Consider the following 25,660-nt stretch of genomic DNA (forward strand, 5'->3'; position numbering starts at 1 on the left):
TTCTTATCGTGTCAGGAACAACCTCAAACGAGGCCGTATCCCCATGCTATTCATCATTCTGATGCGCCAGGCGCACCGGCAAATACCATTGGCGTGCGGCGGCAGTAATCGCCTGCACGGCATCATCGTCCAAAGACCGACTCAGGCGTTGCAGATAGGGATCACTGCCCTCGCCTTCCACCTGGAAACCACCCTGCCAGGCTTGCAGCAATTTGTTAAGTGCCTTTTTCTGCGTGGCTTCGTCTTCCAGCAACTGCTGCGACTTGCTATCAAAGCTGGCTTCCAGCCAGGCTCCGCCGGATTTATTCAGCAGCATCAGCGGCTCGACTAATCCGGCCTGGTAACCCGCAACATACGCATGCAGAAGCGACAGCGCCTGTTCAGCAGGCAGCGCCGCGAAGCGCCAGTGACTCTGTTTACGGCCGTACATGCGGCTTTCACCGCTGCCGCCCAACGCGCAATACACCAGATGTTCCAGCCATAGCAGCAGACCATCGTTCATGTTCAGCACGCCCGGACGCCAGCGCAGCAGGCCATCAGCTTGCACCTGCGTCAGCCAGCCGGTCAATTGCACTGCGCCGATTGTCAGATTGATTTCCCAACTTTCAGCGGGCTGGCGTTGACCACTCACCTCGGCGGCCACTTCCTGCATCTCTTCGGTCTGGCTTTGCCAGAAAAGTTCCCCGAACGCGCCATAAGGCAGATTGCCTGCGGCGCGGTGACGCGCATACAGCTGCGCCGGATCGTCACCGTTGACCAGCGTATTCAGCAATTGCGCGTTGATTTGGTAGCGTTCCAGGCTGTCAGGCGCGAACGGTTCGCTGTCGGGCAGCTCGCTCTCTTCCATCCAGAAAGCCACCCCCAAGCGTTGCTGGAACCAGGCGCGCACCGGATGGCGCCAGAAGCGTAGCAGTTGCTCCAGCGACAAGGTTTCTATCGGTGCAGGCAGCAAGGGCTGCACAAAATCCGGCTGTGCCACGCCGCTGCCGGTGGCTGCAGGCAACCACTCCGCAGCAAAGCTTTGTCCGTGTGCGCCCGGCTGGAAGTTCTCTGCGGCAAACGGCATGCGGCTATGCAGCTTTTGCAGATGTTCGCGCACGCGCTGCTCGCTGATATCGGGTTCAAGCGCTTCATCACCCGGCAGACAGAAGCTCTGCCCCAGGTAATCAACCAGCTCGCTCACTAATACCGATGGATAGCGCTCGGTGTTGTCCTGAATCGCCCGGCCGATGTAACTGATATAGAGCTGCTGCTGCGCCGAGATCAGCGCTTCAAGGAACAGATAGCGATCATCATCGCGGCGGCTACGGTCGCCTTTGCGCATCTGTTGCTGCATCAGGTCGAAACCCAGCGGCGCTAAGGTGCGCGGATAGACGCCATCGTTCATGCCCAGCAAACACACCACTTTGAAGGGAATCGAACGCATCGGCATCAGCGTACAGAAGTTGATGGGACCGGCGAGGAAACGCTGGCTGATACGCTGTTGATCGAGGCGTGAACGCAGCTCATCACGCAGCAGCGTAACCGGAATCGGCTGTTGATACGCCGCCTGCATGCCCTGCTCGATAATCTGTTTCCACTGCGTTTCCACCAGCAGCAGCGCGGCTTCACTTTCGGCGTCTCCGCTAAAGAAGCACTCAATCAACTCACGACACAGCGGCTGCCACTCCGCTAACGTGCGCTCTTCTGCCAGACGCGCACGCCACTCTTCGAGTCGCGATAGCAGTTCCGCCAGATGCCCCGCCAGCTCAGCGATCAAACCGCTGGATTCGTCATACGGCAGGATCCCTTGCCAGTCGCCGTTGCGGCTCTCCAGCGCATAGCCGAGCAGCATACGCTGCAGGCCGAAGCGCCAGGTGTGTTGTCCGGTTACCGGCAGCGCCAGCGCTTCCACGCTGGCATCGTCCAGTCCCCAGCGAATGCCGGATTCCATCACCCAGCGGCGCAGCAGGCGCAGCCCGCTTTCATCCACCGAGAAGCGCTGCGCTAATGCGGGAACCTCAAGCAGCGCCAGCACATCTTCGGAGGCAAAGCGACTTTCAGGCAGAGACAGCAAGCTGAGCAGCGCCAGAATTGCCGGGTGCGCCTGACTGGCGCGGCGGTCGGAGATGGCGAACGGCAAATAGCGTTCGCTCGGCGCGCTGGCAAAAGCGGCCTGAATAAAAGGGGCGTAGCTGTCGATATCCGCCACCATCACGATGATGTCGCGTGGTTTGAGTTCGGGATGGGCTTCCATCAGCGTGAGCAGATGATCCTGCAGCACTTCAACTTCACGCTGTGCGCTGTGGCACACCTGCAGCGTGATCGAGCGATCTTCAGGATCAAGCAGCCGTTTTTCGGCGCTGTTCGCCAGCTCACCGGCGTTGAGGCCAATGATCGCTTTATCGTCCAGATTGAGCAGATCCGCTTGCAAGCTGTGCAGCAGATTGTCTTGAGGCATCTCGACGAAAGCATCAATGTCGTTGGCGGCGGATTCCATCTGGCTCAGCAGATACAGGTTATCGCGCCCCAGCTTGCCCCATGACGCCAGCAGCGGATTGGTCAACTGCTGCTCGCCGATATCGTTAAACAATGCTGACGCGCTAGCCGGATCGCGGAACAGCGGCTGCAGCTCATCCGACTGGATGCGGCGGCGCTGGCGGCTTTGCAGCTTCGCCAAAAAGGCATAATCCTGAATGTCGCCCCAATAGTGACGGCAGGGATTGGTGAACAACAGATGGATATCAATGTGACGGCCCAGCGCTTCCAACGCCTGCAAATAAACCGGCGGCAGCGCGGAGATACCGCAAATAAACACGCGCTGCGGCAAGCCCGGCGGCGGCATTTGCGCCTGTTCCAGCTTTTGGATAAAGCGCGCATAGAGGTTGGCGCGATGCCACATCGGCTGACCCAGGCTTTCGGTAAAGTTAACCAGATCGCACCACAGCAGCGCCTGCCACTGCTGCGATTCGCCTAAGCCATCAATCCGTTCACCGCGCTCCCAGCTGTTGAGCCAGTCCGAGCGATACACCAGATATTGGTCAAACAGATCGGCAACACGGGCGCTGAGCTGATACAGCTTGCGCTTGTCGTCGTCATCATTGAGGTAGTGACGCAGCGGCTGGAAAGCGTCCTGCTCCAGCAAAGTTGGCAAGCGATGCATCAGCTTCCAGCTCATGCTGGCCTTGGTGAAGGCGCTCTCTTCAGGAATATCGGGCAGCACCTTAACGAACATGTTCCAGATGAAGCTCGCAGGCAGCGGGAAATCAATGTTGGCGGCAATGCCGAAACTGTTAGCCAGTTCCATTTGCAGCCACTGCGCCATGCCTGGGCTTTGTACCAGCACCTGTTCAGCCGCCAGCGGATCGGTCAGCGGTTGATTTTCAATCAGAATACCTGCCAGATTTTTCAACAGATCAAGCTGATTAGAGTGATAGACCCGGAACATATTTCTCCTAAACACAAGACAACAACGCAGCCGAGCCACTCTACCGTTTATCACCTGCGATGCCTACCGCTAGTGGCAATTGAGCTGCGCCAGTGAGGCGGAACGCTGCTGTGGCCCCGTGACCGTGACGCGCTCCAGCGTGCAGCCGCCCGCCAGGCTCTGCTGCTGGCGCTGACTATGCCATCCCTCAACGTCACGGCCAAGCAGCGCCTGGCCGGCAACGCGCCACGCCTGACGCTGCTGCCACTGCTGGCTAAACCCCAGCGCCAGCGCGCGATGATATTGCAGCAATGTGCTGATGGTCATCGCCAGCAACAGCATCGCCACCAGCGTTTCCGCCAGGCTAAAGCCCTGCTGCTTCTGGCTGGCACAGCGCCGGCTGCGACAGCGGGCAGTAATCGATCCAGCCATGCGCTTGCGGCTGGGGTTGCGTGTTGGGGATGGATACCCAACGATAGAGCCACAGCGCGCGCCCTTCTCCATGTCCCGATAACAACGCATTGTCATCCTCCATTCGTAGCAGGCAGCTTTGCCACTGTTCTGCTGTCCATTGCTGACATTGCCAGCCGGTGGCCTGCGGCCAGTTTTGCACGCTGCCCCACGTTAACGCCGCCTGCGCCTGCCAGAAATCCTGACTGTGCAGCTGCTCATCAGCCACTAACACCATGCCTTGCGAGAGCTGCGTTCGCGTGGCGTGTAGCGTCAATCCGCCCATCAGTAACATCATCAGCACCATGCCCAGCGTGCTATTGCCGCGCTGCTTCACAGATTGATTCCTTCTATCCAGCTTGCCAGCTCTACGCTTTGGCTGTTAGCGTGTCCCGCCAGTTGCAGCACCAGACGCGATCCCTGCCGTTCAAGCTTGAAGGCATCGATGGTGAGAAACGCCGGATCGGAGAGTTTCTCCCAGCCGCTGCTGTTGCACTCATCCACGCCGCGCTGCATTTCAAGCTGTCCGCTGCGCAGCCGATAGCCGTAATAGTCACTTTCGCTATGGCCCACGCCTTCCCAGCGCCCGTTGCTGTTCTCATCCCAGCGCAGTAAAACGCAGCTGCCGCTGGCGGCAATCGTTAGCGCCGAACCGCTGCACTGGCCGTGGCAATAGCCGGCTCGGCGCAGCGCTTTTTGCAGCGTATTGGCGATCTGCTGCAGCTCCTGCTGTAACTGCACGCGCTGTTGCAGGTGCAGATTCTGCTCCAGCAGCAGCGGTAAAAATCGTCCGACGCTGATCATCAGTACCGCGCCAATCGCCATGGCAATCAGCATCTCCAGCAGGCTGAATCCGCGTTGCGCTACTCGCATCCTTTCTCTCCCGGCTGACAGGCACGGATGCGCGCTCTGGCGGAGATAATTAAGCGCCAGCGTCCCGCCGCACTGGCGAGATCGATGCTGCCAGGACGCGCGACATCACGCCGACCGTAAAAACCGACGTCACCATTGATGCCGACAAGGCGCACGCTGTCGTGCGGCGTTTTAAATAACCAGCGCGAGGGCAGTGCGCAGCCTTCTGCAGGTTTAGGTCCCGCGCCAATACAGCCGTTTTCACCGCTCTGTACCCACAGCGTGAGATCGCGGTTGTGCCAGTTAGCATGGGCGCGCAAGCGCAGCAGAAATCCCTGCAGTTGCAGTACGCTGTCGCGCAGCTGTTGATATTGCTGCCAGCGCTGCCAACCCTGCAGCGCGCCGACGCTAAGTATGCCGGCGATCACCATCACCAATAACAGTTCGGGCAAAGTGAAACCGTGGTTATCGTTTCTGTTCATGGCGGGTAATGTGCCCAGCAACATGAAGTTCAACAAGGGAGAGAAATCGACGTTGGGAAACGTTGCTCAGGAAATCGAGGAGAGGTGCAGAGAGATACAGCGTTTTGTGAGACGGATTCAGGATTAAAGTGCGATTTGGGCGTGGTCGCCATGAATGGCGACCTTGCGGGAGTGGCGTTAAATGGCGACGGGCGCTTTAATGGCTGGATGCGGATCGTAGCCTTCAATCTCGAAATCATCGAACTGATAATCAAAGATAGAGGACGGTTTACGCTTGATTACCAGCTTAGGCAACGGGCGCGGCTCACGCGTTAACTGCAGGCGCGCCTGCTCTAAATGGTTGCTGTACAGATGCGTATCGCCACCGGTCCAGACAAAATCGCCCACATCGAGATCGCATTGCTGCGCCACCATATGCACCAGCAGCGCGTAGCTGGCGATGTTGAATGGCAGCCCCAGGAAGATATCGCATGAGCGCTGATAGAGCTGGCAAGAGAGCTTGCCGTTGGCCACGTAGAACTGGAAGAAGGCGTGGCAAGGCGCCAGAGCCATGTGATCCAGCTCGCCCACGTTCCACGCCGAGACAATGATGCGACGCGAATCGGGGTCACGCTTCAGCTGCTCAATCACTTTACTGATTTGATCAATCTCTTCACCCGAGGCGCTGCCCCAGCTGCGCCACTGCTTGCCGTAGACCGGGCCGAGATCGCCGTTCTCATCGGCCCATTCGTCCCAGATGGTGACCTTGTTCTCTTTCAGGTAACCGATGTTGGTCTCACCTTTCAGGAACCACAACAGCTCATGAATGATCGAGCGCAGGTGCACTTTCTTGGTGGTGACCAGCGGAAAACCATCCTGCAAATTGAAACGCATCTGGTGGCCAAAGATGGAGAGCGTGCCGGTGCCGGTACGGTCGGCCTTTTCTGCGCCTTCATTCAGCACATGTTGCATTAGGTCCAGATACTGTTTCATTTTACCTCACGAGTTTGTTGCTGCGGGCGACGACGATACGCCCAGATCATCATAATTACACCGGCCAGAATCATTGGGATCGACAGAATCTGTCCCATGCTGACGCCCCCTTCAAACAGACCAAGCTGCGCATCCGGCTGACGGAAGAACTCCACGATGATGCGGAATGCGCCGTAGCCGATCAGGAACAGGCCCGAGACGCTGCCCATGGGGCGCGGCTTGCGAATGAATAGGTTAAGAATGATGAACAGCACAATGCCTTCGAGGCACAGCTCATACAGCTGCGACGCATGACGCGGCAGCACGCCGTAGGTGTTCAGCAACTCCTGGTATTGCGGATTGTTGGCTGCCAGCGCGATATCTTCGCTGCGTGAACCGGGGAACAACATCGCGTATTTGAAATCGGGCGCCACGCGGCCCCACAGTTCGCCGTTGATGAAGTTACCGAGACGACCGGCCCCCAAACCAAACGGGATCAGCGGTGCAATGAAATCCGCTACCTGGAAGAACGTGCGCTTGGTACGGCGTGCGAAAATCAGCATCACCACAATCACACCAATCAGGCCGCCGTGGAACGACATGCCGCCATCCCAGACCTTAAACAGATACAGCGGATTCTCCAGGAACAGCGGCAGATTATAGAACAACACATAGCCGATACGTCCACCGAGGAATACGCCGAGGAAGCCCGCATACAGCAGGTTTTCCACTTCCTCTTTTTTCCAGCCGCTGCCAGGTTTGTTGGCGCGTCGCGTCGCCAGCCACATAGCAAATACAAAGCCCACCAGATACATCAAGCCGTACCAGTGAAGCGAAACCGGTCCGATAGAGAAAATTACCGGATCGAATTGGGGAAACGAAATGTAGCCGTCAGTCATCTTTCACCATCATTTTTCTGCCCTGAAACGGGACAATAAAAGGCTGCGCATGATAGCACAGCCACTTTTTTTTACAGGTCGTGAAGTTGTAACCGTTAACGCCCGCCGCGAATCAAACCGCCTAAACCACGGCGCTCCATAAAGGTGGAGACCAGATGGCGCACTTCCGAGGCGGTATGCGCGGCCAGTCCATGCTCGCTGAGCTTCTGCGCCTCTTCAAAATCGAGATGGCGCAGCAGATATTTCACCCGCGGCACGTTCTTGCCGTTCATGCTGAGATGGTGATATCCCATGCCCACTAACAGCGCGACACACATTGGATCGCCAGCCATTTCACCACACAAACAGAGCTCCAGCTTGGCCTGGCGGGCTTCGCTGGCAATAGTGTGCAGCGCCCGCAGCATCGCCGGATGCAGCGAATCATACAGGTTCGCCACGCGCGTGTTGTTGCGATCAACCGCCAGCAGATATTGCGTCAAATCGTTGGTGCCAACCGAGACAAAATCGACGCGATCCGCCAGATGCGGGATCATAAACAACATCGACGGCACTTCAATCATGATGCCAATGCGCGGCTTGGGAATCACATAGCCGAGCATCTCTTCCACTTCGCGGCCAGCGCGATCGATCAGACGACGCGCATCATCGATCTCATCGATATGGCTGATCATCGGCAGCAGAATGCTCAGGTTACCGGAGGCCACGTTGGCACGCAGCATGGCGCGCACCTGCACCAGGAAGATTTCCGGCTGGTCGAGCGTTAAACGAATGCCACGCCAGCCAAGGCACGGATTCTCTTCGCTGATCGGCATGTACGGCAGTTGCTTATCCGCGCCGACATCCAGCGTACGCAGCGTCACCGGTTTGTCGTAGAACAGCTGCAGCATGCCCTGATACTGCGCCACCTGCTCCTCTTCGGACGGGAAGCCGTTGTGCAGCATGAACGGTATTTCAGTACGATACAGGCCAATGCCATCCACCCAGTTATCCAGCGCCTGCTCGTGTTCCGGGCTGAGGCCGGCATTCAGCATCACCTGAACGCGCTCACCGCTTTTCAGCTCACCGGGCTGCTCGACCACGCCTTCGGCCATTTTGCTCAGCGCGTTCTCTTCGCTGATTAAACGCTGATACTCCTGCACCAGCACCGGTTCCGGATCGATCAGCACTTCGCCGCGATAACCATCAACAATCAGCAAGCGTTTGTTAAGCTGCGCCGGCAGAATATCCGCGCCCATCACGGTGGGAATACCCATCGCGCGCGTCAAAATCGCCGCATGCGAGTTGGCGGCACCGTCGCGCACCACCACGCCCGCCAGACGCTCCTGCGGCAATTCAGCCAGCGTGGTGGCAGTGAGTTCATCCGCGACTAACACAAAACGCTCCGGCCAGGCATTGGTGCCGACCAGCGAATCATCGAGGTGGAACAGTAGACGTTGACCGAGCACGCGCAGATCGCCGGCGCGCTCGCGTAGATATTGATCCTGCAAATTGGCGAATTGCTCGGCGAACTTCTCGATCACCGTTTTTACCGCCCACTCCGCTACCGATCCGCGCTCGATCTCATCAAACAGATCCTTTTTCAGCCGCGCATCGGTAAGCAGGTGCGAATAGAGATCGAAGATCGCCGCGCTCTCTTTCTGCACGCTGGCAGCAAAGCGTTTACTGAAGCGGCGGAATTCGTTGCCGGCCTCGCCCATCGCCAGCACCAGGCGCTCGCGCTCGCGCTGCACGTCAAGCGTGGACGCAGCGGAAACCTGATCGAGCAGCGGCTGGGTTTCATCTACCCAACCCGGCGCGACCGCCACGCCCGGCGCAGCGGCAATCGCTTTTACCCGCGTCTGACGGAATTGACCAAACAGTTGACCGAGCTGCGACTGCGACAGCAATCCCGCCATTTGCGTGGCGAGCGTGACGAGGAATGACTCTTCGCTTTCATCAAACTGACGGTGTTCGCGCTGCTGGATAACCAACACGCCAAGCAGCTGGCGGCGGCTGATAATCGGCACGCCGAGGAAGGAGCGATAACGCTCTTCTTTAACGGAAGGAATGTATTTGAAGCTGGGATGGCTTTGCGCGTCGGCGAGGTTGATCGGCTCGGCTAAGCGTCCAACGAGGCCAACAATGCCTTCGTCAAACGCCAGCGTGACCGTACGACCACGCGGCTTTTTTAGCCCGCGTGTCGCCATCAGGTAGTAGCAACGACGATCGTGATCGGCGAGATAAACCGAGCAAACCTCGGTTTCCATCGCAAGGCAAATTTCGTTTACCAGAATGTCGAGTGCTTCATTCAGACGTGGAGCACTCGCCACTTTCTCTACTATTTCGCGTAACTGAGTGAGCATAAAGGGCGTGGCCTATCCTCTTTTACGTCGTTGGGCGGCGTTATTACGCTGCCCCGCACTCTCCTGCATAGACATCACTACGCCCGCGAATTCTTTCATTACGCGGCGATATACATCGCGCTTGAAAGAGACCACCTGACGTACCGGATACCAGAAGCTAACCCAGCGCCAACCATCAAACTCGGGCGTGCTGCTGTGCTGCACATTGATTTCCGCGTCACTGCACATCAACTGCAGAAGAAACCACTTTTGTTTCTGGCCGATACACACCGGCTTTGTGTCCCAACGCACCAAACGTTTTGGCAACTTGTAGCGTAACCAGTTTCGGGTTGAAGCAAGTATTCGAACATCTTTGCGGTGTAAACCCACTTCTTCGAACAGTTCGCGATACATCGCCTGTTCAGCAGTTTCACCCGGATTGATGCCTCCCTGAGGAAATTGCCAGGAGTGCTGTCCAAAGCGCCTGGCCCACAACACTTGTCCTTGCCTGTTACAAATTACGATACCAACATTCGGGCGGTAGCCATCATCATCGATCACTGGACTACCTCAAAGCTAAATTTGAATAGCCTGATTGTTTCACACTCCTTACAGGCGGTAAACCACTGGATAGCGGGCCGCAGGCGGAATAAAAACAGGATAACTCACAGAGATTAGCCAAGTTATAAACAGACGCCCCCATTTATCGGCGATCTTATTCACCTTTTCTGTGGATAGCTTTGTGCAGAACACGGGAATGAATTGAATAACCCCTTCGGATAAATCTCATTACCCAACATAACAATACGCAAAAAAATCATCATATTCATCGGGATATAACTTATTAACCGTTAAATCGTTGCCAGGATCCGTAGTTATACTCCGCTCAGTTTTTTCGATCGGTTAAAGATCCATCATCGACGTTTTTATCCACAGAGAATGCCCTAAACCTGGTCAAAGAAAGGAAAAAAAGCGTTCAAAACGCGAAAGTCAAGGCTGTAAATGGAAACAGGGGTATGGCCAAAAGGGTGTTACCCCACTTTTCTGTGGATAACCAGGTTCAACACCTGTTCATTGTCGATAACAAGCTGGGATAACCGGGCCATATCACTGGATCGTCCCATTCTATTGAAATAAAAAAGCATGCTGAATCATGCTATTATCACCTTTATTCAACTAACTGCCATGTGGACAAACCCGGCTCGCGTTTACTGTTCACTCTTTAACCAATGTAGGTTTTAGCATGCACTTCTCACCGTTATTGCCATCGCCACCTGAAAACGAAGCGGAATTACTGCAGCGCGCACAGCAGCTGGCGGGACAGACCTTTGCCGCGCTGGCGGCGCAGATTAACCTGCCGATTCCGGCAGATTTGAAACGCGATAAAGGCTGGGTTGGCATGCTGTTAGAGCTGCATTTGGGTGCCAGCGCTGGCAGCAAAGCCGAGCAGGATTTCGCCCATCTCGGCATTGAGCTGAAAACGATTCCGGTAGATGCGCAGGGCAAACCGCTGGAGACCACCTTCGTGTGCGTCGCGCCGTTAACCGGCAATAGCGGCGTAACCTGGCAAACCAGCCATGTGCGGCACAAACTGGCGCGGGTGCTGTGGATCCCGATCGAAGGCGATCGTGCTTTGCCGCTGGCCGAACGCCGCGTCGGTTCGCCGCTGCTGTGGCATCCGAGTGCAGAAGAGGAGCAACAGCTGCGCGAAGACTGGGAAGAGTTGATGGATATGATTGTGCTCGGTCAGGTGGAGCGCATCACCGCACGTCACGGTGCCTGGCTGCAAATCCGCCCTAAAGCCGCCAACAGCAAAGCGTTGACCGAAGCGATTGGCGAACACGGCGAGCCGATCATGACGCTGCCGCGCGGCTTTTATCTGAAGAAGAGCTTCACCGGTCCGCTTTTGGCGCGACATTTTTTACTGTAAATGCATATTGCTGCCGATAATTTTAGGAATGATGCGATTACTCCTAACGACGAAAGCATTTATTACTACACTTTTGCTGTTGAAGTCGCGAGAAGGAGATAAGAATGAAAGGGTTGGTGAGTGCAGTAGGTTTAACCTTGGTGACGCTGTTATTGAGTGGTTGTAGCAGTGATTACGTCATGGCGACCAAAGATGGCCGCATGATCATGACAGATGGCAAACCCGCCATCGATAAAGAGACCGGATTGGTACAGTACACCGATGAGCAAGGCCATCAGATGCAGATCAATGGTGACGAGGTTTCAACCATCATTGAGCGTTAAGTGCCAAATTGCCCTGCCTGCACGCGTTTTCCCCTTGTGCAGGCGATTTCCCGAACTTTCCCCTCTTCCTTCCGCGCCGCTTCACACGCTATAGTCCCAAAGGACACAACATTCCCTTTCATAATGAAAAAAGGATGCCGGCACATGCACTATCACCGTATTCCCCATAGCACGCTGGAAGTGAGTCAGCTGGGGCTTGGAACCATGACGTTTGGTGAGCAGAACAGCGAAGCCGACGCCCACGCACAGCTTGATTACGCGGTTAGCAGTGGCATCAACCTGATTGATACCGCAGAAATGTATCCGGTGCCGCCGCGCCCGGAAACCCAGGGATTAACCGAACAATACATAGGTAGCTGGCTGAAGAAGCGCGGCAGCCGTGACAAAATCATCCTCGCCAGCAAAGTAGCCGGTCCGGTACGCGGCGCGGATGCGTCGATTCGCCCGAACCAGGCGCTGGATCGCAAAAACATCCGCGAAGCGCTGGATGCCAGCCTGAAACGCCTGAACACCGATTATCTCGATCTCTATCAGCTGCACTGGCCGCAGCGTCAGACCAACTACTTCGGCAAGCTGGGTTATCAATACACCGATTCCAGCGTGCCGGTGACGCTGCTGGAGACGCTGGAAGCGCTGACCGAACAGGTGCGCGCCGGTAAGATTCGCTACATTGGCGTGTCGAACGAAACTGCGTGGGGCGTGATGCGTTATCTGCAGTTGGCTGAAAAGCATGAGCTGCCGCGTATCGTCACCATCCAGAACCCGTACAGCCTGCTGAATCGCAGCTTCGAGGTTGGTTTAGCGGAGATCAGCCAGCATGAAGGCGTCGAGTTGCTGGCGTATTCCAGCCTGGCGTTTGGTACGTTGAGTGGCAAATACCTGAACGGTGCGAAACCCGCCGGTGCGCGCAATACGCTGTTTAGTCGCTTTACCCGCTACAGCGGCGATCAGTCTCAGCAGGCGATTGCAGCCTATGTTGCGCTGGCGCAGAAGCACAATATGGATCCGTCGCAGATGGCGCTGGCGTATGTGCGTCAACAGCCGTTTGTCGCCAGCACCTTGCTGGGCGCCACCACGCTGGAGCAGCTGAAGATTAACGTTGAGAGTTTCAATCTGACGCTGAATGCCGAGGTGTTAGAGGAATTGGAAGCGATTCATCGCCAGTTTACCTATCCAGCGCCATAAATCGCACCACACCGTAGCGGCGCGATTTATCGCGCGCTTTAAAAACGCCGCACATTTTTCCACTTGTGCGGCATTCGCCATTGCGCAATACATTGCCCCGCTACGACGCTATGCTTTTGTTACTTCCGCGCTTTCCACCACAACACCGCAATCGCCACGGCGAAAATCGCGCCGAATCCGACGCCGGTCGCCACCGCAGGCGCGCCCAGCTTAATCGCCACGGTATACAATCCCAGCATCAGCAGCATCGCGGTATTCTCACCGAGATTTTGCACCGCAATCGCGTTGCCCGAACCCACGGACGCCTTGCCACGCTCCTGCAGCAGCGCATTGAGCGGTACTACGAAGAAACCACCCAGCGCACCAATCAGCATCAAAACCAGATAGGCATTGAGCAAGCTGGTTTGCAACGCGAACACCACCACCATCACGCCAATCAGCACACCGGCTGGCATGCAGCGACGCACGGTTTGCAGCGTCACCAGCTTCGCTGCCGCTGCCGCACCAATCACGATGCCAATCGCCACCATGGCATTCAGCGTGGTCGGGGTTTTGTTATCGCTAATGCCGAGCGCCACCGGCACCCACAGCACCAGCAGGAAACGCAGCGTCACGCCCGCGCCCCAGAACAAGCTGGTGCCGAGCAGCGAGAAGCGCGTTTCGCCGTTGCGCCACAGCAGCTTAGTGGCCGCGATGAAACTGCGCAGCATGGCGCCAAAATGCCAGCTCTGACCGGGACGCGCTGCCGTCAGGCGCGGAATAAAGATGTTCGCCACCACCGCCATCGCATAGGTCATGGCACACACCACCAGCGCGGCGACCAGGTTCCAGTCCGCCAGAATACCGCCCGCCACCGAACCCAGCAGAATCGCCGCAATGGTCGAACCTTCCATTAAGCCGTTGGCTTTGACCAGGCGTTCACCGCTGGTGATCTCCGTCAGGATGCCGTACTTGGCTGGCGAATAGGATGCCGCGCCAATCCCCACCAGCGTATAGCCGAGGAACGGATTGAAGCCGAAACAGATAACCAGCGCGCCGAGCAGCTTAAGACTGTTAGCGAACATCATTACCCGACCTTTGGCAAAGCTATCCGCCATCTGGCCCACGAACGGCGCGAGCAGAATGTAAGTGGCCACAAACAGCATTTGCAGGATCGGCTGACTCCAGTCCGGATAGAACTGATTTTTCAGCACCGCCAGCGTCACAAACAACAGCGCGTTGTCGCCAAATGCCGAGAAGAACTGCGCCACGATCACCGCCAGCATGTTGCGCGATAACAGCGGTGCATCCTTATTTAACGCCTGGCTCATGCCTGCTCCTCTTCCGCCAGCTGCTTCAGGCTGACATAGTCCGGTTTGCCGCTACCCAGCATCGGTAGCTGTTTCATCACGCGGATATCACGCGGCACCGCCAGTTCCGGCGCGCCAATTTCACGCGCCGCTTTCAGCAGCGTGTCGCGGCCCAACTCGCTGTCGGTAGTAAACAGCACCAACGCTTCGCCTCGATTACCGTCCGGACGCAGCGACGCCGCATGCTGCTTCTCGTTAGAGGCTTTCAGCGCAATCTGCTCCACAATCTCCAGCGACACCATCTCACCGGCAATTTTGGCGAAGCGTTTCGCACGGCCCTGAATCTGGCAGAAACCGCCTTCATCAAAGCTGACGATATCGCCGGTGTCGTACCAGCCCGCTTCCATCTCGCCTTCGCCGTTATCGGCGACCGGCACTTCCAGCACGCCTGGATTTTCCACGCGCAGATACCCGTTCATCACGTTCGGACCGCGCAGCTGCAGGCGACCGCCCTGCTCAATGCCCGGCACCGAAATCAGACGCGAATCCATGCCCGGCAGAATGCGGCCCACGGTGTGATTTTTTGCCGCCATCGGCACGTTGATCGCCACCACCGGCGCGCATTCCGTCACGCCGTAGCCTTCGAGAATACGGATGCCGTATTTTTCCATGTAGATCTGACGCGTCGCTTCCTGCAGTTTTTCCGCGCCCGCCACCACATAGCGCAGACGCGCAAAATCGTACGGGCTGGCGAAACGCGCATAGTTGCCAAGAAAGGTTGAGGTACCAAACAGCACGGTGCAGTTACGGTCGTAAACCAGCTCCGGCACGATGCGGTAATGCAGCGGGCTCGGATAGAGAAACACCTGCGCGCCGGTCAGCAACGGGGTAAACAGGCCAACGGTTAAACCGAAAGCATGGAACAGCGGCAGCGCCGACATAAAGCGGTCACGCGGGGTGAAATCCGCTACGGTACGAATCTGCTCAACGTTCGCCAGCAGACTTTTATGCGAGTGCACCACACCTTTGGGATGGCCTTCCGAACCGGAGGTAAACAGCACCATCGCCGCATCTTCCGGCTGCTGCGCCACCAGCGCACGGCGCGGCATCAGCAGATGCGCCACAATCCACAACTTGTCCTGCAGCGTAACGGTATCTTTCAGATCTTCCAGATAGATCCACTGCACTTCGGTCAGTCCCTGCGGCAAGTGCCACAAATTGCCTTTTTCGAGGAACTGCCGCGAGGTAAACACGGTTTTCACCTGCGATGCGGTCAACGCCGCACGCATGCCATTCACGCCTGCGGTGTAGTTGAGCATCGCCGGAATGCGCCCGCGCAGCGAGGCACCGAGAATCGCCGCCGCCGTCACCGTGGCGTTCGGCAGCAGCAGACCGACGTATTCACCTTGCTGGCTGTAGCGCTCCAGAATGCGGCCCACGCCAAGCGCTTTCTTCAGCAAACCGGTATAGCTATCCGGTTTGAAGTTGACGTCTTCGATGCACGGCTTCATCGCGCCATAACGCTGACGCGCATTCAGGAAAGCCTCGAACAGCGTCTCACGCGGACGCACTGCCATGCGGGCTTCCATCATCACATGATGCAGGTGCTCGCCCGCCAGCGTGCGGCGATCGCGCGCGCGTTTGGCTTCAGGCATTGGGATTACCGTTGGCGGCAGCACCGTTAAGGTGATGCGCGGGAACAGGCGCCGTTTAAACACGCCCGCCAGACGACCAAACGGCGTATATTCCGCGCCTTCGATACGCATCGGCACCACGGTGGCACCGGATTTCGCCGCCACAAAGCCCGCGCCGCTGTAGATCTTCATCAGCGATCCGGTCACGGTGATGCGCCCTTCGGGGAAGATCACCACCGGACGGCCCTGATTGATCATGCGCACCAGATGTTTGATCGACATCGGCTTGGTGGGATCGAGCGGAACGAAGTCGATAATCGGCTTCAGCAGACGCATGAACCATTGATCGCTGATCGAGGAATAGACCGCAAACACCGGTTTGATCGGCAGAAACAGCGCCAGTAATACCCCATCCAGAAATGACGTGTGATTGGGGGTGATCAGCACTTTCTCTTTATGCAGTGCCGCGAGGTCGCCGCGCAGTTCCACACGCCACAGCAGGAGGAACAGGAAACGGAAAAAAGTGAGTAGCATGCCAGCTCCTTAGCAGTCTTAAAAATGGCTCTTACGATGCAGGATCTGGGGATTTTCGACAAGTGGCGTGGTGATTTAAACGCAATAGCGGGCGTAGGGCCGCCATTCATGGCGTAATCCTTGTTAGTTAAGCCAACGATGAGTGCGCAGGCCGGGGCCACTTTTGGGCCGGCGGTCCTCGCGCCGCTAGCGCGGTGCCTTCACTTCGCTCATTTGCCAGAGGCGCTGGCGCGTCAGCTGCGGCAAAGGGCCATTCGCAGCGCTGAGGCTTTTACGTTGGGCCAGGAGCCTCACGCAGGGATGCGTGAGGCAGTTCGGGGCGGCCAGGACGGCCGATCCACGAACGATCCGTCGGCACGACGTGGAAGCCGAAGGCACCGCGTTAGCGGCGCGAGGACGGCCCGTGACGCAGCAGATGTGTCAGAGCCCGCACCAAAAATGCTTTCTTAACTAACAAGCATTACGCCATTCATGGCGACCTGGTTTTACCGCGTATCCGCCTGCCAGCCACCGCCCAGCGCGGCGATCAGACCGACGCTGCTGACCCACTGCGTGCTCTGCAGCGACAGCAAACTCTGCTGCGCGCTCAGGCTGCTGTTTTCGGTGGTGGCGACGTCAAGATAGTCGATCATTCCGGCATCATACTGATTGCGCGTTACGCGCGCCGATTCCTGCGCTGCGTCGGTGGCGCGCTGCTGTGCGGCGATTTCGCCCTGCAAAGTATTCAGCTGCACCAGATAATCTTCCACTTCGCCCATGCCGGTCAGCACCGACTGGCGATAGCTGGCAACGCTGGCATCATAGGCGGCGCGTGCCTGTTCGACTTTCGCTGAGGTGGCGCCGAAATCTAACAGCGTACCGCTCAGCTCCGGCCCCAAAGACCAAACGCGATTGGGCAGCGAGAACAAACTGTTGATCGCCGATGAACTCACGCCGCCGCTGGCGCTCAGCGTCAAATCGGGGTAGTAACCGGCAATCGCCACGCCGACCGCCGCATTCGCCGCCGCCACGTTGCGCTCGGCGTAGGCGATATCGGGACGGCGCTGCAACAGCTGCGACGGCACGCTGTTCGGGATCGCGGGCAGCGCGGCCTCCAGCTTCGCCACCGGCAAGGAGAAATCCGCCGGTGCGCGGCCCAGCAGCAGCGCAATGGCGTGCTCCATCTGCGCACGCTGCCACTGGTAATCCTGCGCCGAGGCGCGGGCGCTCTCCAGCTGCATCTGCGCCTGCGCTAAGGTGGCGCGTGATTCGCTGCCCGCCGCGTATTTGTTTTCTATCACCGTCAGATAGCGCTGATAGGCCGCGATACTGCGCTGATAGAGCGCGATTTTCTCGTCGATGATGCGCAGCTGGAAATAGTCCTGCGCCAGTTCGGACTGCGCGCTCAAGGTGATATTCGCCAGCTCGGCTTTGCTGGCTTCGGCGCTGGCATGGTTCTCCTCCAGCGTGCGTCGCAGTTTGCCCCACACATCCAGCTCCCAGCTGGCGCTGAGATCGGCGGCATGGCTGTTGCTGACGCTGCGTTGACCGCTGGCGCTGGCGCGGCTGCCGCTGCGCGTGCTGCTGGCGTCGTAGCCTAGCGACGGCAACAACTCCGCGCGTGATTGCCCAGCCAGCGCCTGTGCTTCGCGGTACTGCGCGGCATAGCTGGCTACGTTCTGGTTGGAGATGCTCACCTGCTTCAGCAGACTAGCCAGCGTGGCATCATGATAAACCTGCCACCATTCACCTTTGCTGTTTGCATCCTGCGGCGTCGCCTGCGTCCAGCCTTTGGCTTCTTTGAAATGGGTCGGCATCGCCATGCTCGGGCGCTGATAATCGGGGCCAACCGCGCAGCCCGCCAGCAACATCACGGTGAGCAACGGCGTAAGTTTCAGAGACATTTTCATCTATCGGGATTCCACATGACGCAACCGCTGCCACTGACGTTGCGTGGCGCGGCTTAAACGGTCGAGCCAGAGATAAACCACCGGCGTAGTAAACAGCGTTAATAATTGGCTCAGCGCCAAACCACCGGCAATCGCCAGCCCGAGCGGGCTACGTAAGTCGGCATCGCCGCCGCTGCCCAGCGCCAGCGGCAGCGCGCCAAAGAAGGCGGCCAGCGTGGTCATCATGATCGGCCGGAAGCGCATCAAACAGGCTTGGGTGATCGCCTGCTGCGGCGTCATGCCTTGGCTACGCTCGGCGTGAATCGCAAAGTCGATCATCATGATGGCGTTCTTTTTCACGATACCAATCAGAAGGATAATGCCGATCAGCGCGATCACCGTCAGCTGCGTGTTGGTCAGCAGCAGCAACAACAGCGCGCCCACACCCGCCGACGGCAGCGTTGAGAGAATGGTGAGCGGATGGATGTAACTCTCATACAGCACGCCGAGCACGATATACACCGCCGCCAGCGCCGCGATAATCAGCCACGGCATGGTGGCGGTAAGCTGGGCGAAGGCGGCGGCGGTGCCGGCAAAACCGGCCTGAATACTGGAGGGTAAACCGAGCTGCGCCATCGCCTGCTTAATCAGCGCCTGCGCCTGCTCCAGCGACACACCATCGTTGAGGTTAAACGCCACGGTGCTGGTGGCGGATTGGCCCTGATGCGCCACCGACAGCGGCGCGTTGCCGCCTTTAAAGCTGGCGAACGCGGCGAGCGGCACGCGATCGCCGCTGTCGTTAATCACATACAGCTGCTGCAGAATCGCCGGATCGCGCGTGTAACTATCCTGCAGCGACATCACCACATGATACTGATTAAGCGTGTGATAGAGCGTGGCGACCTGGCGCTGGCTGAAGGCGTTATTCAGCATGGTGTCGAGCATCTGCACGTTAACGCCAAGCCGTTGGGCGCGGTCGCGATCGATGTTGATCACCACTTCCTGACCGCCGGTCTGTGAATCGGAATCGACGCTGTTCAATTGCGGGATCGCCGCCAGCGCCGCCTGCACTTTTGGCGTCCACTCACGCAGCAGATCGAGATCGTCGGCCTGCAAGCTGTATTGATAGGTGGCGTTGGCACTACGGCCGCCGATGTGCAGATCCTGCGCCGCCATCAGGAACATCTGCGCGCCGGCGATATGGCTGGTTTTCATACTCAGGCGGTTCGCCACTTCGGTGGCGGTGGCGTCGCGCTGATCAAAATCCTTCAGGCGCACAAAGAAGTTGGCGCTGTTGCGCGAGCCGAACATGCCGCTGCCCATCGACGACATCACGCTCTCCACCGCCGGATCGGATTGAATGATGTGGGTGAACTGCAGCATTTTCGGCTTCATCGCCTGGAAGGAGATGTTCTGATCGGCGCGCAGCGCGCCCATCAGCAGGCCGGTATCCTGATTGGGGAAAAAGCCTTTCTGCACCACGGAAAACAGGAACAGGTTAAGCAGCACGGTCAGCACCAGACTAAACATCGTCAGCTTTTGGTGCGCCATCACCCAGGTTAACCCGCGCGAATAAGCCGCCAGCAATGCGTTAAGTTGGTTTTCGATAAACTGATACAGCAGGTGCGAGCGTTGCGTGACTTTAGGCTTTGGCTTCAGCAGGCGCGCGCACAGCATCGGCGTCAGGCTCAGCGAGACAAACATTGAAATCAGCAGCGATACCGTCAGCGTGACGGCAAATTCGCGGAATAAGCGTCCGACGATGCTGCCCATCAGCAGAATCGGGATGAACACCGCAATCAACGACATGGTCATCGACAGCACGGTAAAACTCACTTCCTGCGCGCCACGCAGCGCCGCGCGCAGCGGACTGAGCCCTTCTTCGATATGGCGCGTGATGTTTTCCAGCACCACAATCGCGTCATCGACGACAAAGCCGGTGGCGATAATCAGCGCCATCAGCGACAGGTTATCGAGGCTGTAACCCAGCAAATACATCACCGCGCAGGTGCCAATCAGCGAGACCGGCAGCGCCAGCGCCGGGATAATCACCGCCTGCACGTTACGCAGAAACACAAACACCACGGCGATCACCAGCAGCATCGCCACAAGCAGCGTCTCTTCGGTGTCATACAGCGAGGCGCGCACCGTCGGCGAGCGATCCACCACCACTTTCAGTTGCGTATCGGCGGGCAGATTTTTTTCCAGCGCCGGCAGCTGCGCTTTGATGGCATCAATGGTGTCGAGCATGTTGGCACCGGCCTGGCGCTTAATGCCCACCATCACCGATGGCATGGCATTGAGGAAACCGGCCTGATACTGATCTTCAACCGAGTCATACACGGTGGCGACATCATGCAGCCGCACCGCTTTGCCCTCTTTATAGGTAACGATCAGATCCTGATACTGCGCGGCTTTATCCAGCTGGCCGTTGCTGTCCACCACCCACGACTGGCTGCTGCCCTGCAAAATCCCTTTCGGCTTATTACTGGTGCTGTTGGCGATGGCGCTGCGCACCGTATCCAGCGAAATGCCATACTGCGTCAGCTTCAGCGGCTGCAGATCGATGCGCACCGCCGGTAAGGCGCTGCCCATCAGCGACACTTCGCCCACGCCTTTCACCTGGCCCATCGCCTGCTCGATTTTGCTTTCGGCCAGATCGTAGAGTTCGCCCGGCGTGCGCGTGGCGGACGTCAGCGCCAGCATCACAATCGGCGCATCCGATGGATTGGCTTTGCGATAGGTCGGCAGCGACTCCATCGCGCTCGGCAGCAAACTGCGTGCGGCGTTGATCGCCGCCTGCACGTCACGCGCCGCGCCGTTGATGTCACGATCGAGATCAAACTGCAAAATCACGCTGGTCGATCCCTGCGAACTGCTGGAGGTCATCTCGGTGACGCCGGCGATTTGCCCCAGCGAACGCTCCAGCGGCGTAGCGACGGTGGCCGCCATGGTCTCCGGGCTGGCACCGGCCAGGCTGGCGCTCACCATAATGGTGGGGAAATCCACCTGCGGCAGCGGCGCCACCGGCAGCAGCCGATAGCCCAACGCGCCCAGCAGCAGGATCGCCAGCGTCAGCAATAACGTGGCAACCGGGCGGAAGATAAACAGCCGGGTGAGGTTCATCGCTCGCCCCGCGCCTGCTGCTGCTTGCGCTGCATGTAGCGCTTGCCGCGCTGCGCGATGCCATCAAACCACAGGTAAATTACCGGCGTAGAGAACAGCGTCAGCACCTGGCTGACGATCAAACCGCCAACAATCACCAGACCGAGCGGCTGGCGCAGCTCGGCACCGGAACCGGACGCCAGCATCAGCGGCAGCGCACCGAGCAGCGCCGCCATGGTGGTCATCAGAATCGGGCGGAAGCGCAGCAAACAGGCCTGATGAATCGCGTCCCGCGCGCTCATGTGCTGCTTGTTTTCCGCCTCCAGTGCGAAGTCGATCATCATAATCGCGTTCTTCTTGACGATACCGATCAGCAGAATTACGCCAATCAGCGCAATCAGGCTGAACTCGCTGCCCGCCAGCAGCAGCGTCAACAGCGCGCCGACCGCCGCCGACGGCAGCGTCGAGAGAATGGTCACCGGATGGATAAAGCTCTCATAGAGAATGCCGAGCACCACGTACATGGTGATTAATGCCGCCAGAATCAGCCACAGCGTGTTGCCGGTGGCGCTTTGGAATGCCGAGGTTTCGCCCTGATAACGCAAGGTGATGCTCGACGGCAAATTCAGCTGCTGCGTTACTGTGGCAATCGCCTTCTGCCCATCTTCCAGCGAATAGCCTTTGTTGAGATTGAACGACACCATCACCGCCGGGAACTGATTGAGGCGCATGTGCATCAGCGAACCGGTGCGCTGGTGAATGGTGGCGATGGACGTGAGCTTCACCATGCCGGTGGTGGTTGTGGTGGTGCCATCCGTGGTGGAAGTGCTGCTGCTCGCGCTGGTCACCGGCAAATAGACATCATCAAACGAAGCGGGCGATTGCTGATACTGCGGCGCCACTTCCAGCACCACGCGATACTGATTGGCCTGGGTAAAGATGGTGGAGACCAAACGCTGACCGAAGCTGTTGTACAGCGCGGTATCGACGTCGGCGGCGGTAATGCCGTAGCGCGCCGCTTTATCGCGATTCAGCTCGACATAGGCCACGCGGCCCTGATCCTGCAGGTTACTCACCACGCCGTTAAACTCCGGACGCTGCTGCAAGGCGGCGACCATCTTTGGCGTCCAGCGCACCAGGTTTTCGCTGTCGGCATCATCCAGCGTGAATTGATACTGGCTCGGCGACACCTGATCGTTAACGGTCAAATCCTGCGCCGGTTGCAGATAGAGCTGAATGCCCGCCACCTGCTGCGCCGCCTGTTGCAGCTGTTTAATCACCACGTCGGCTTTGTCGTCGCGCTGTTCAAACGACTTGAGGTTGATCTGGATGCGCCCGCTATTCAGGCTGGTGTTGCTGCCATCAATGCCGATGGTTGAGGACAAACTCTCCACCGACGGATTTTGCAGAATCACTTTCGCCAGCGCCTGCTGCCGCTTCGACATCTCGCTAAACGACACATCCTGCGACGCCACGGTGACGCCCTGATTCAGCCCGGTATCCTGGGTCGGGAAGAAGCCTTTTGGGATGGCGATATACAGCAGCGCGGTGAGCGCAAAGGTCGCCAGCGCCACCAGCAGCGTCAGCTTCTGATGGTTCAGCACCACCGTCAGCATGCGGTCGTAGCCGCGCACCAGCTTGTCGAACAGTTCGCCGCCTTTACGCGAGAAGCGCGACTGTTTTTCTGGCGGAATGTGCTGCAACAGATAGGCGCACAGCATCGGCGTCAGCGTTAGCGACACCACCATCGACACCAGAATCGACACCGCCAGCGTGATGGCAAATTCGCGGAACAACCGCCCAACCACGTCGCCCATAAACAGCAGCGGGATCAGCACGGCAATCAGTGAGAAGGTCAGCGATATGATGGTGAAGCCAATCTGCTGCGAGCCTTTCAGCGCCGCCTGCATCGGCGTTTCGCCCTCTTCCAGCCGCCGTGAAATGTTCTCCACCACCACAATCGCATCGTCGATAACGAAGCCGGTGGCGATGGTCAGCGCCATCAGCGAAAGATTATTCAGGCTGAAGTCGGCCAGATACATCACGCCGAAGGTGCCAATCAGCGACAGCGGCACCGCCACGCTGGGAATCAGCGTCGCCGCCACGTTGCGCAGGAACAGGAACGTCACCATCACCACCAGCGCCACCGACAGCATCAGCTCAAACTGCACATCGCTGATGGAGGCGCGAATGGTTTGCGTGCGATCCGACAAGATGCTCATCTTCACGCCGTCCGGCAGCGCCGCCTGCAGCTTCGGCAGCTGCGCTTTGATGCTGTCCACCACTTGAATCACGTTGGCGCCCGGCTGGCGCTGCACGCTGATCACAATCGCCGGACTGTTGTTGGCCCACGCCGACTGGAAGCTGTTCTCCGGTCCCTGCTCGATATGCGCGATATCTTTCAGCCGCAGCGCCGCACCGTTTTGGTAAGTGATGATCAAATTGCCGTACTCATCGGCGGTGCGCAACTGATCGTTGGCGTCGATGGTGACCGAGTGATACTTACCGTCGAAGCCGCCTTTCGAGCCGTTCACGTTGCTGTTGCCGATCAGCGTGTTGACGTCCTCCAGCGACAGCTGATGCGCCGCCAGCGCTTTCGGGTCCATCTGCACGCGAATCGCCGGTTGATGGCCGCCCGCCAGCGTCACCATGCCGACGCCGTTAATCTGCGACAGCTTCAGCGCCACGCGCGTGTTCACCAGATCCTGCACCTGCGTCAGCGGCAGCGTGTCGGAACTCACCGCCAGCGTAATCACGGCGGTATCGGCTGGATTGACCTTTTTGTAGGTTGGCGGATTGGGCAGATCGCTCGGCAGCAAATTATTGGCGGCATTGATCGCCGCCTGCACTTCCTGCTCGGCGACATCCAGCGACAGATCGAGGCTGAATTTCAGCGTGACGATCGACGATCCGCCTGAGCTGGTGGAGGTCATCTGGCTTAGCCCGGCCATTTGCCCCAGCTGGCGCTCTAGCGGCGAGGTGACAGAAGACGCCATCACATCCGGGCTGGCACCGGGATAGAGCGTGGTGACCTGAATGGTTGGGTAATCCACCTGCGGCAGCGCCGAGGTGGAGAGAAAACGGTAAGAGAAGATCCCGGCGATCAGCACGCCGACCATCAGCAAAATGGTGGCGACCGGACGCTGGATAAACAGGCGAGACGGATTCATTTGGCCTCGGCGGTCGCGGTGGTTTTGCGCTCATCCGCCAGCTGCACTTTGCTGCCGTTGGTCAGGCGATCGATGCCTTCGGTGACCAGACGATCGCCCGGTTCCACTCCGTTGAGAATCGCCTGCTGATCTTCACCAAACGTTGGCCCGGTGGTGACCGCTTTGCGCGTCACGGTGTTGTCTTTATTGATAACAAACACGAAGCTGCCGTCGCTGCTCAGCTGCAGCGCCTGCGCCGGGATCACCGTGACATGTTTCAGGATGTTGGTTTGCAGCCGCAGATTGACGAACTGGTTAGCGAACAGCGATTCGTCTTCATTCGGGAAGGTGGCTTTCAGCTCAATGGTGCCGGTCGCGGTATCGATCTGGTTGCTGATGAACTTCACCTCGCCCTGCGCCAGCGCGCGGCTGTTGTCCTGATCAAAGGCGGTGGCGGGCAGACTTTGCCCGCCGTGCAGCGCTTTGGTCAGCTGCGGAATGTTGCCCTGCGGCACGCTAAAGGTCACGGCGGCGGGCTGCATCTGCGTCACCACCACAATGCCAGTGGTATCGGTGGTTTGCACCATATTGCCGGGATCGACCAGACGCAAACCGACGCGTCCGCTGATTGGCGAGGTGATGCGCGCATACTCGATATCCAGTTTGGCGCTGGCGATCTGCGCTTCATCAGCGGCGACCGCGCCTTTGTACTGGCCGACGGTGGCGGTTTGGGTATCAAGATCTTGGCGCGACAGCGAGTCCTGCGCCGCCAGTTTCTGATAACGCACCAGCGTTAACTGCGCGCTTTTCAGCAACGCCTGATTCTGATTGAGATCGCCCTGATACTGCGCCAGCGTGGCCTGATAGCTGCGCGGATCGATCTGCGCCAGCAGCTGGCCGGCGCTAACTTTCTGCCCTTCGGTAAAGAACACTTTTTCCAGCTGTCCGGCGACGCGGCTGGTGACGGTGACGCTGGCGTTGGGGATCACCGTGCCGAGCGCGTTGAGGTATTCCGGCACATCCGCGCTGCTGGCGACGCCGCTGTGCACCAGCGTGGCACCGCCCATCATCATCGCCATGCCCGGCGGGCCACCCGCGCCACCGCGATGACCGCCACGTGCGCCCGGCGGCTTTCCGCCGCCCGGCATGCCGCCGTGACCGCCGACCACGCGCCAGATCACGCCCGCCACAATCAACAGCACAAGCAACAACAGGAGCCATTTCAGCCAGCGGGAAAACGGGGAGCGGGAAGCGTTGTTAGTCATCAGGATCTTCAGGTTAG

Annotated in this window: 18 protein-coding genes; 3 read left to right on the forward strand and 15 right to left on the reverse strand. The window is 58.4% G+C overall.

What is annotated here, in order from left to right; genetic code table 11:
• Nucleotides 1-46: 46 nt before the first annotated feature.
• From recC to rppH, 9 genes are all read right to left on the reverse strand, one after another.
• Nucleotides 47-3,427, reverse strand: a complete 3,381-nt coding sequence (gene recC / locus AAF463_RS15300; RefSeq protein WP_350261038.1) for an exodeoxyribonuclease V subunit gamma — start codon at nucleotides 3,425-3,427, stop codon at nucleotides 47-49.
• A gap of 69 nt (nucleotides 3,428-3,496) precedes the next feature.
• On the reverse strand, nucleotides 3,497-3,838 hold the full coding sequence (locus AAF463_RS15305; protein WP_350261039.1) for a prepilin-type N-terminal cleavage/methylation domain-containing protein: 342 nt from the start codon (nucleotides 3,836-3,838) through the stop codon (nucleotides 3,497-3,499).
• Nucleotides 3,771-4,193, reverse strand: a complete 423-nt coding sequence (locus tag AAF463_RS15310) for a DUF2509 family protein (RefSeq protein ID WP_110867963.1) — start codon at nucleotides 4,191-4,193, stop codon at nucleotides 3,771-3,773. The genes AAF463_RS15305 and AAF463_RS15310 overlap by 68 nt, the downstream gene beginning before the upstream one ends.
• Nucleotides 4,190-4,729, reverse strand: coding sequence for a prepilin peptidase-dependent protein (locus AAF463_RS15315; RefSeq protein WP_350261040.1), 540 nt, complete (start codon nucleotides 4,727-4,729; stop codon nucleotides 4,190-4,192). The genes AAF463_RS15310 and AAF463_RS15315 overlap by 4 nt, the downstream gene beginning before the upstream one ends.
• A complete protein-coding gene (locus tag AAF463_RS15320) occupies nucleotides 4,720-5,190 on the reverse strand; it encodes a prepilin-type N-terminal cleavage/methylation domain-containing protein (protein ID WP_350261041.1) in 471 nt (156 codons plus the stop codon). Before AAF463_RS15320 ends, AAF463_RS15315 begins: the two co-directional genes overlap by 10 nt.
• Nucleotides 5,191-5,367: 177 nt before the next feature.
• The gene (gene thyA, locus AAF463_RS15325) at nucleotides 5,368-6,162 is read right to left on the reverse strand and encodes a thymidylate synthase (RefSeq protein ID WP_350261042.1); all 795 of its coding nucleotides are present in this window, start codon (nucleotides 6,160-6,162) and stop codon (nucleotides 5,368-5,370) included.
• Nucleotides 6,159-7,040, reverse strand: a complete 882-nt coding sequence (gene lgt / locus AAF463_RS15330; protein ID WP_008109262.1) for a prolipoprotein diacylglyceryl transferase — start codon at nucleotides 7,038-7,040, stop codon at nucleotides 6,159-6,161. Before lgt ends, thyA begins: the two co-directional genes overlap by 4 nt.
• 95 nt (nucleotides 7,041-7,135) lie before the next feature.
• Complete coding sequence (gene ptsP / locus AAF463_RS15335; protein ID WP_110867966.1) at nucleotides 7,136-9,382, reverse strand: phosphoenolpyruvate--protein phosphotransferase; 2,247 nt, start codon at nucleotides 9,380-9,382, stop codon at nucleotides 7,136-7,138.
• Nucleotides 9,383-9,394: 12 nt separating this feature from the next.
• The gene (gene rppH, locus AAF463_RS15340) at nucleotides 9,395-9,922 is read right to left on the reverse strand and encodes an RNA pyrophosphohydrolase (RefSeq protein WP_007890933.1); all 528 of its coding nucleotides are present in this window, start codon (nucleotides 9,920-9,922) and stop codon (nucleotides 9,395-9,397) included.
• Nucleotides 9,923-10,604: 682 nt separating this feature from the next.
• Here rppH and mutH point away from each other — a divergent pair.
• The 3 genes from mutH to AAF463_RS15355 all read left to right on the forward strand — a co-directional run bounded on the left by mutH (nucleotide 10,605) and on the right by AAF463_RS15355 (nucleotide 12,799).
• On the forward strand, nucleotides 10,605-11,291 hold the full coding sequence (gene mutH / locus AAF463_RS15345) for a DNA mismatch repair endonuclease MutH (RefSeq protein WP_110867967.1): 687 nt from the start codon (nucleotides 10,605-10,607) through the stop codon (nucleotides 11,289-11,291).
• A 104-nt stretch (nucleotides 11,292-11,395) separates the two neighbouring features.
• On the forward strand, nucleotides 11,396-11,614 hold the full coding sequence (locus AAF463_RS15350) for a YgdI/YgdR family lipoprotein (RefSeq protein WP_101761992.1): 219 nt from the start codon (nucleotides 11,396-11,398) through the stop codon (nucleotides 11,612-11,614).
• A 144-nt stretch (nucleotides 11,615-11,758) separates the two neighbouring features.
• Nucleotides 11,759-12,799, forward strand: a complete 1,041-nt coding sequence (locus tag AAF463_RS15355; protein ID WP_110867968.1) for an NADP(H)-dependent aldo-keto reductase — start codon at nucleotides 11,759-11,761, stop codon at nucleotides 12,797-12,799.
• A 119-nt stretch (nucleotides 12,800-12,918) separates the two neighbouring features.
• On the opposite strand, the gene lplT is transcribed toward AAF463_RS15355, so the two are convergent.
• The 6 genes from lplT to AAF463_RS15385 form a co-directional block, all read right to left on the reverse strand.
• Nucleotides 12,919-14,109 (reverse strand): lysophospholipid transporter LplT, encoded by a 1,191-nt coding sequence (gene lplT / locus AAF463_RS15360; protein ID WP_110867969.1) that lies wholly within the window; start codon nucleotides 14,107-14,109, stop codon nucleotides 12,919-12,921.
• Complete coding sequence (aas, locus tag AAF463_RS15365; protein ID WP_350261043.1) at nucleotides 14,106-16,256, reverse strand: bifunctional acyl-ACP--phospholipid O-acyltransferase/long-chain-fatty-acid--ACP ligase; 2,151 nt, start codon at nucleotides 16,254-16,256, stop codon at nucleotides 14,106-14,108. The genes lplT and aas overlap by 4 nt, the downstream gene beginning before the upstream one ends.
• 485 nt (nucleotides 16,257-16,741) lie before the next feature.
• The gene (locus AAF463_RS15370; RefSeq protein WP_350261044.1) at nucleotides 16,742-18,145 is read right to left on the reverse strand and encodes an efflux transporter outer membrane subunit; all 1,404 of its coding nucleotides are present in this window, start codon (nucleotides 18,143-18,145) and stop codon (nucleotides 16,742-16,744) included.
• Nucleotides 18,146-21,250 (reverse strand): efflux RND transporter permease subunit, encoded by a 3,105-nt coding sequence (locus AAF463_RS15375; RefSeq protein ID WP_350261045.1) that lies wholly within the window; start codon nucleotides 21,248-21,250, stop codon nucleotides 18,146-18,148.
• A complete protein-coding gene (locus AAF463_RS15380) occupies nucleotides 21,247-24,399 on the reverse strand; it encodes an MdtB/MuxB family multidrug efflux RND transporter permease subunit (RefSeq protein ID WP_350261046.1) in 3,153 nt (1,050 codons plus the stop codon). Before AAF463_RS15380 ends, AAF463_RS15375 begins: the two co-directional genes overlap by 4 nt.
• On the reverse strand, nucleotides 24,396-25,643 hold the full coding sequence (locus tag AAF463_RS15385) for an MdtA/MuxA family multidrug efflux RND transporter periplasmic adaptor subunit (RefSeq protein WP_350261047.1): 1,248 nt from the start codon (nucleotides 25,641-25,643) through the stop codon (nucleotides 24,396-24,398). The genes AAF463_RS15380 and AAF463_RS15385 overlap by 4 nt, the downstream gene beginning before the upstream one ends.
• Between the last annotated feature and the right edge of the window lie 17 nt (nucleotides 25,644-25,660).

The organism is Pantoea sp. BJ2 (genome assembly GCF_040255075.1).
In the GTDB taxonomy this organism is placed as follows: domain Bacteria; phylum Pseudomonadota; class Gammaproteobacteria; order Enterobacterales; family Enterobacteriaceae; genus Pantoea; species Pantoea leporis.

What these genes read in the sequence shown, in the direction of transcription:
- AAF463_RS15355 (WP_110867968.1), top strand. Translation starts at nt 11,759, where the DNA reads ATGCACTATCACCGTATTCCCCATAGCACGCTGGAAGTGAGTCAGCTG.
- AAF463_RS15305 (WP_350261039.1), bottom strand. Translation starts at nt 3,838, where the DNA reads ATGGCTGGATCGATTACTGCCCGCTGTCGCAGCCGGCGCTGTGCCAGC.
- AAF463_RS15350 (WP_101761992.1), top strand. Translation starts at nt 11,396, where the DNA reads ATGAAAGGGTTGGTGAGTGCAGTAGGTTTAACCTTGGTGACGCTGTTA.
- AAF463_RS15375 (WP_350261045.1), bottom strand. Translation starts at nt 21,250, where the DNA reads ATGAACCTCACCCGGCTGTTTATCTTCCGCCCGGTTGCCACGTTATTG.
- aas (WP_350261043.1), bottom strand. Translation starts at nt 16,256, where the DNA reads ATGCTACTCACTTTTTTCCGTTTCCTGTTCCTCCTGCTGTGGCGTGTG.
- AAF463_RS15370 (WP_350261044.1), bottom strand. Translation starts at nt 18,145, where the DNA reads ATGAAAATGTCTCTGAAACTTACGCCGTTGCTCACCGTGATGTTGCTG.
- lplT (WP_110867969.1), bottom strand. Translation starts at nt 14,109, where the DNA reads ATGAGCCAGGCGTTAAATAAGGATGCACCGCTGTTATCGCGCAACATG.
- mutH (WP_110867967.1), top strand. Translation starts at nt 10,605, where the DNA reads ATGCACTTCTCACCGTTATTGCCATCGCCACCTGAAAACGAAGCGGAA.
- lgt (WP_008109262.1), bottom strand. Translation starts at nt 7,040, where the DNA reads ATGACTGACGGCTACATTTCGTTTCCCCAATTCGATCCGGTAATTTTC.
- AAF463_RS15380 (WP_350261046.1), bottom strand. Translation starts at nt 24,399, where the DNA reads ATGAATCCGTCTCGCCTGTTTATCCAGCGTCCGGTCGCCACCATTTTG.
- AAF463_RS15320 (WP_350261041.1), bottom strand. Translation starts at nt 5,190, where the DNA reads ATGAACAGAAACGATAACCACGGTTTCACTTTGCCCGAACTGTTATTG.
- AAF463_RS15385 (WP_350261047.1), bottom strand. Translation starts at nt 25,643, where the DNA reads ATGACTAACAACGCTTCCCGCTCCCCGTTTTCCCGCTGGCTGAAATGG.
- thyA (WP_350261042.1), bottom strand. Translation starts at nt 6,162, where the DNA reads ATGAAACAGTATCTGGACCTAATGCAACATGTGCTGAATGAAGGCGCA.
- AAF463_RS15315 (WP_350261040.1), bottom strand. Translation starts at nt 4,729, where the DNA reads ATGCGAGTAGCGCAACGCGGATTCAGCCTGCTGGAGATGCTGATTGCC.
- recC (WP_350261038.1), bottom strand. Translation starts at nt 3,427, where the DNA reads ATGTTCCGGGTCTATCACTCTAATCAGCTTGATCTGTTGAAAAATCTG.
- ptsP (WP_110867966.1), bottom strand. Translation starts at nt 9,382, where the DNA reads ATGCTCACTCAGTTACGCGAAATAGTAGAGAAAGTGGCGAGTGCTCCA.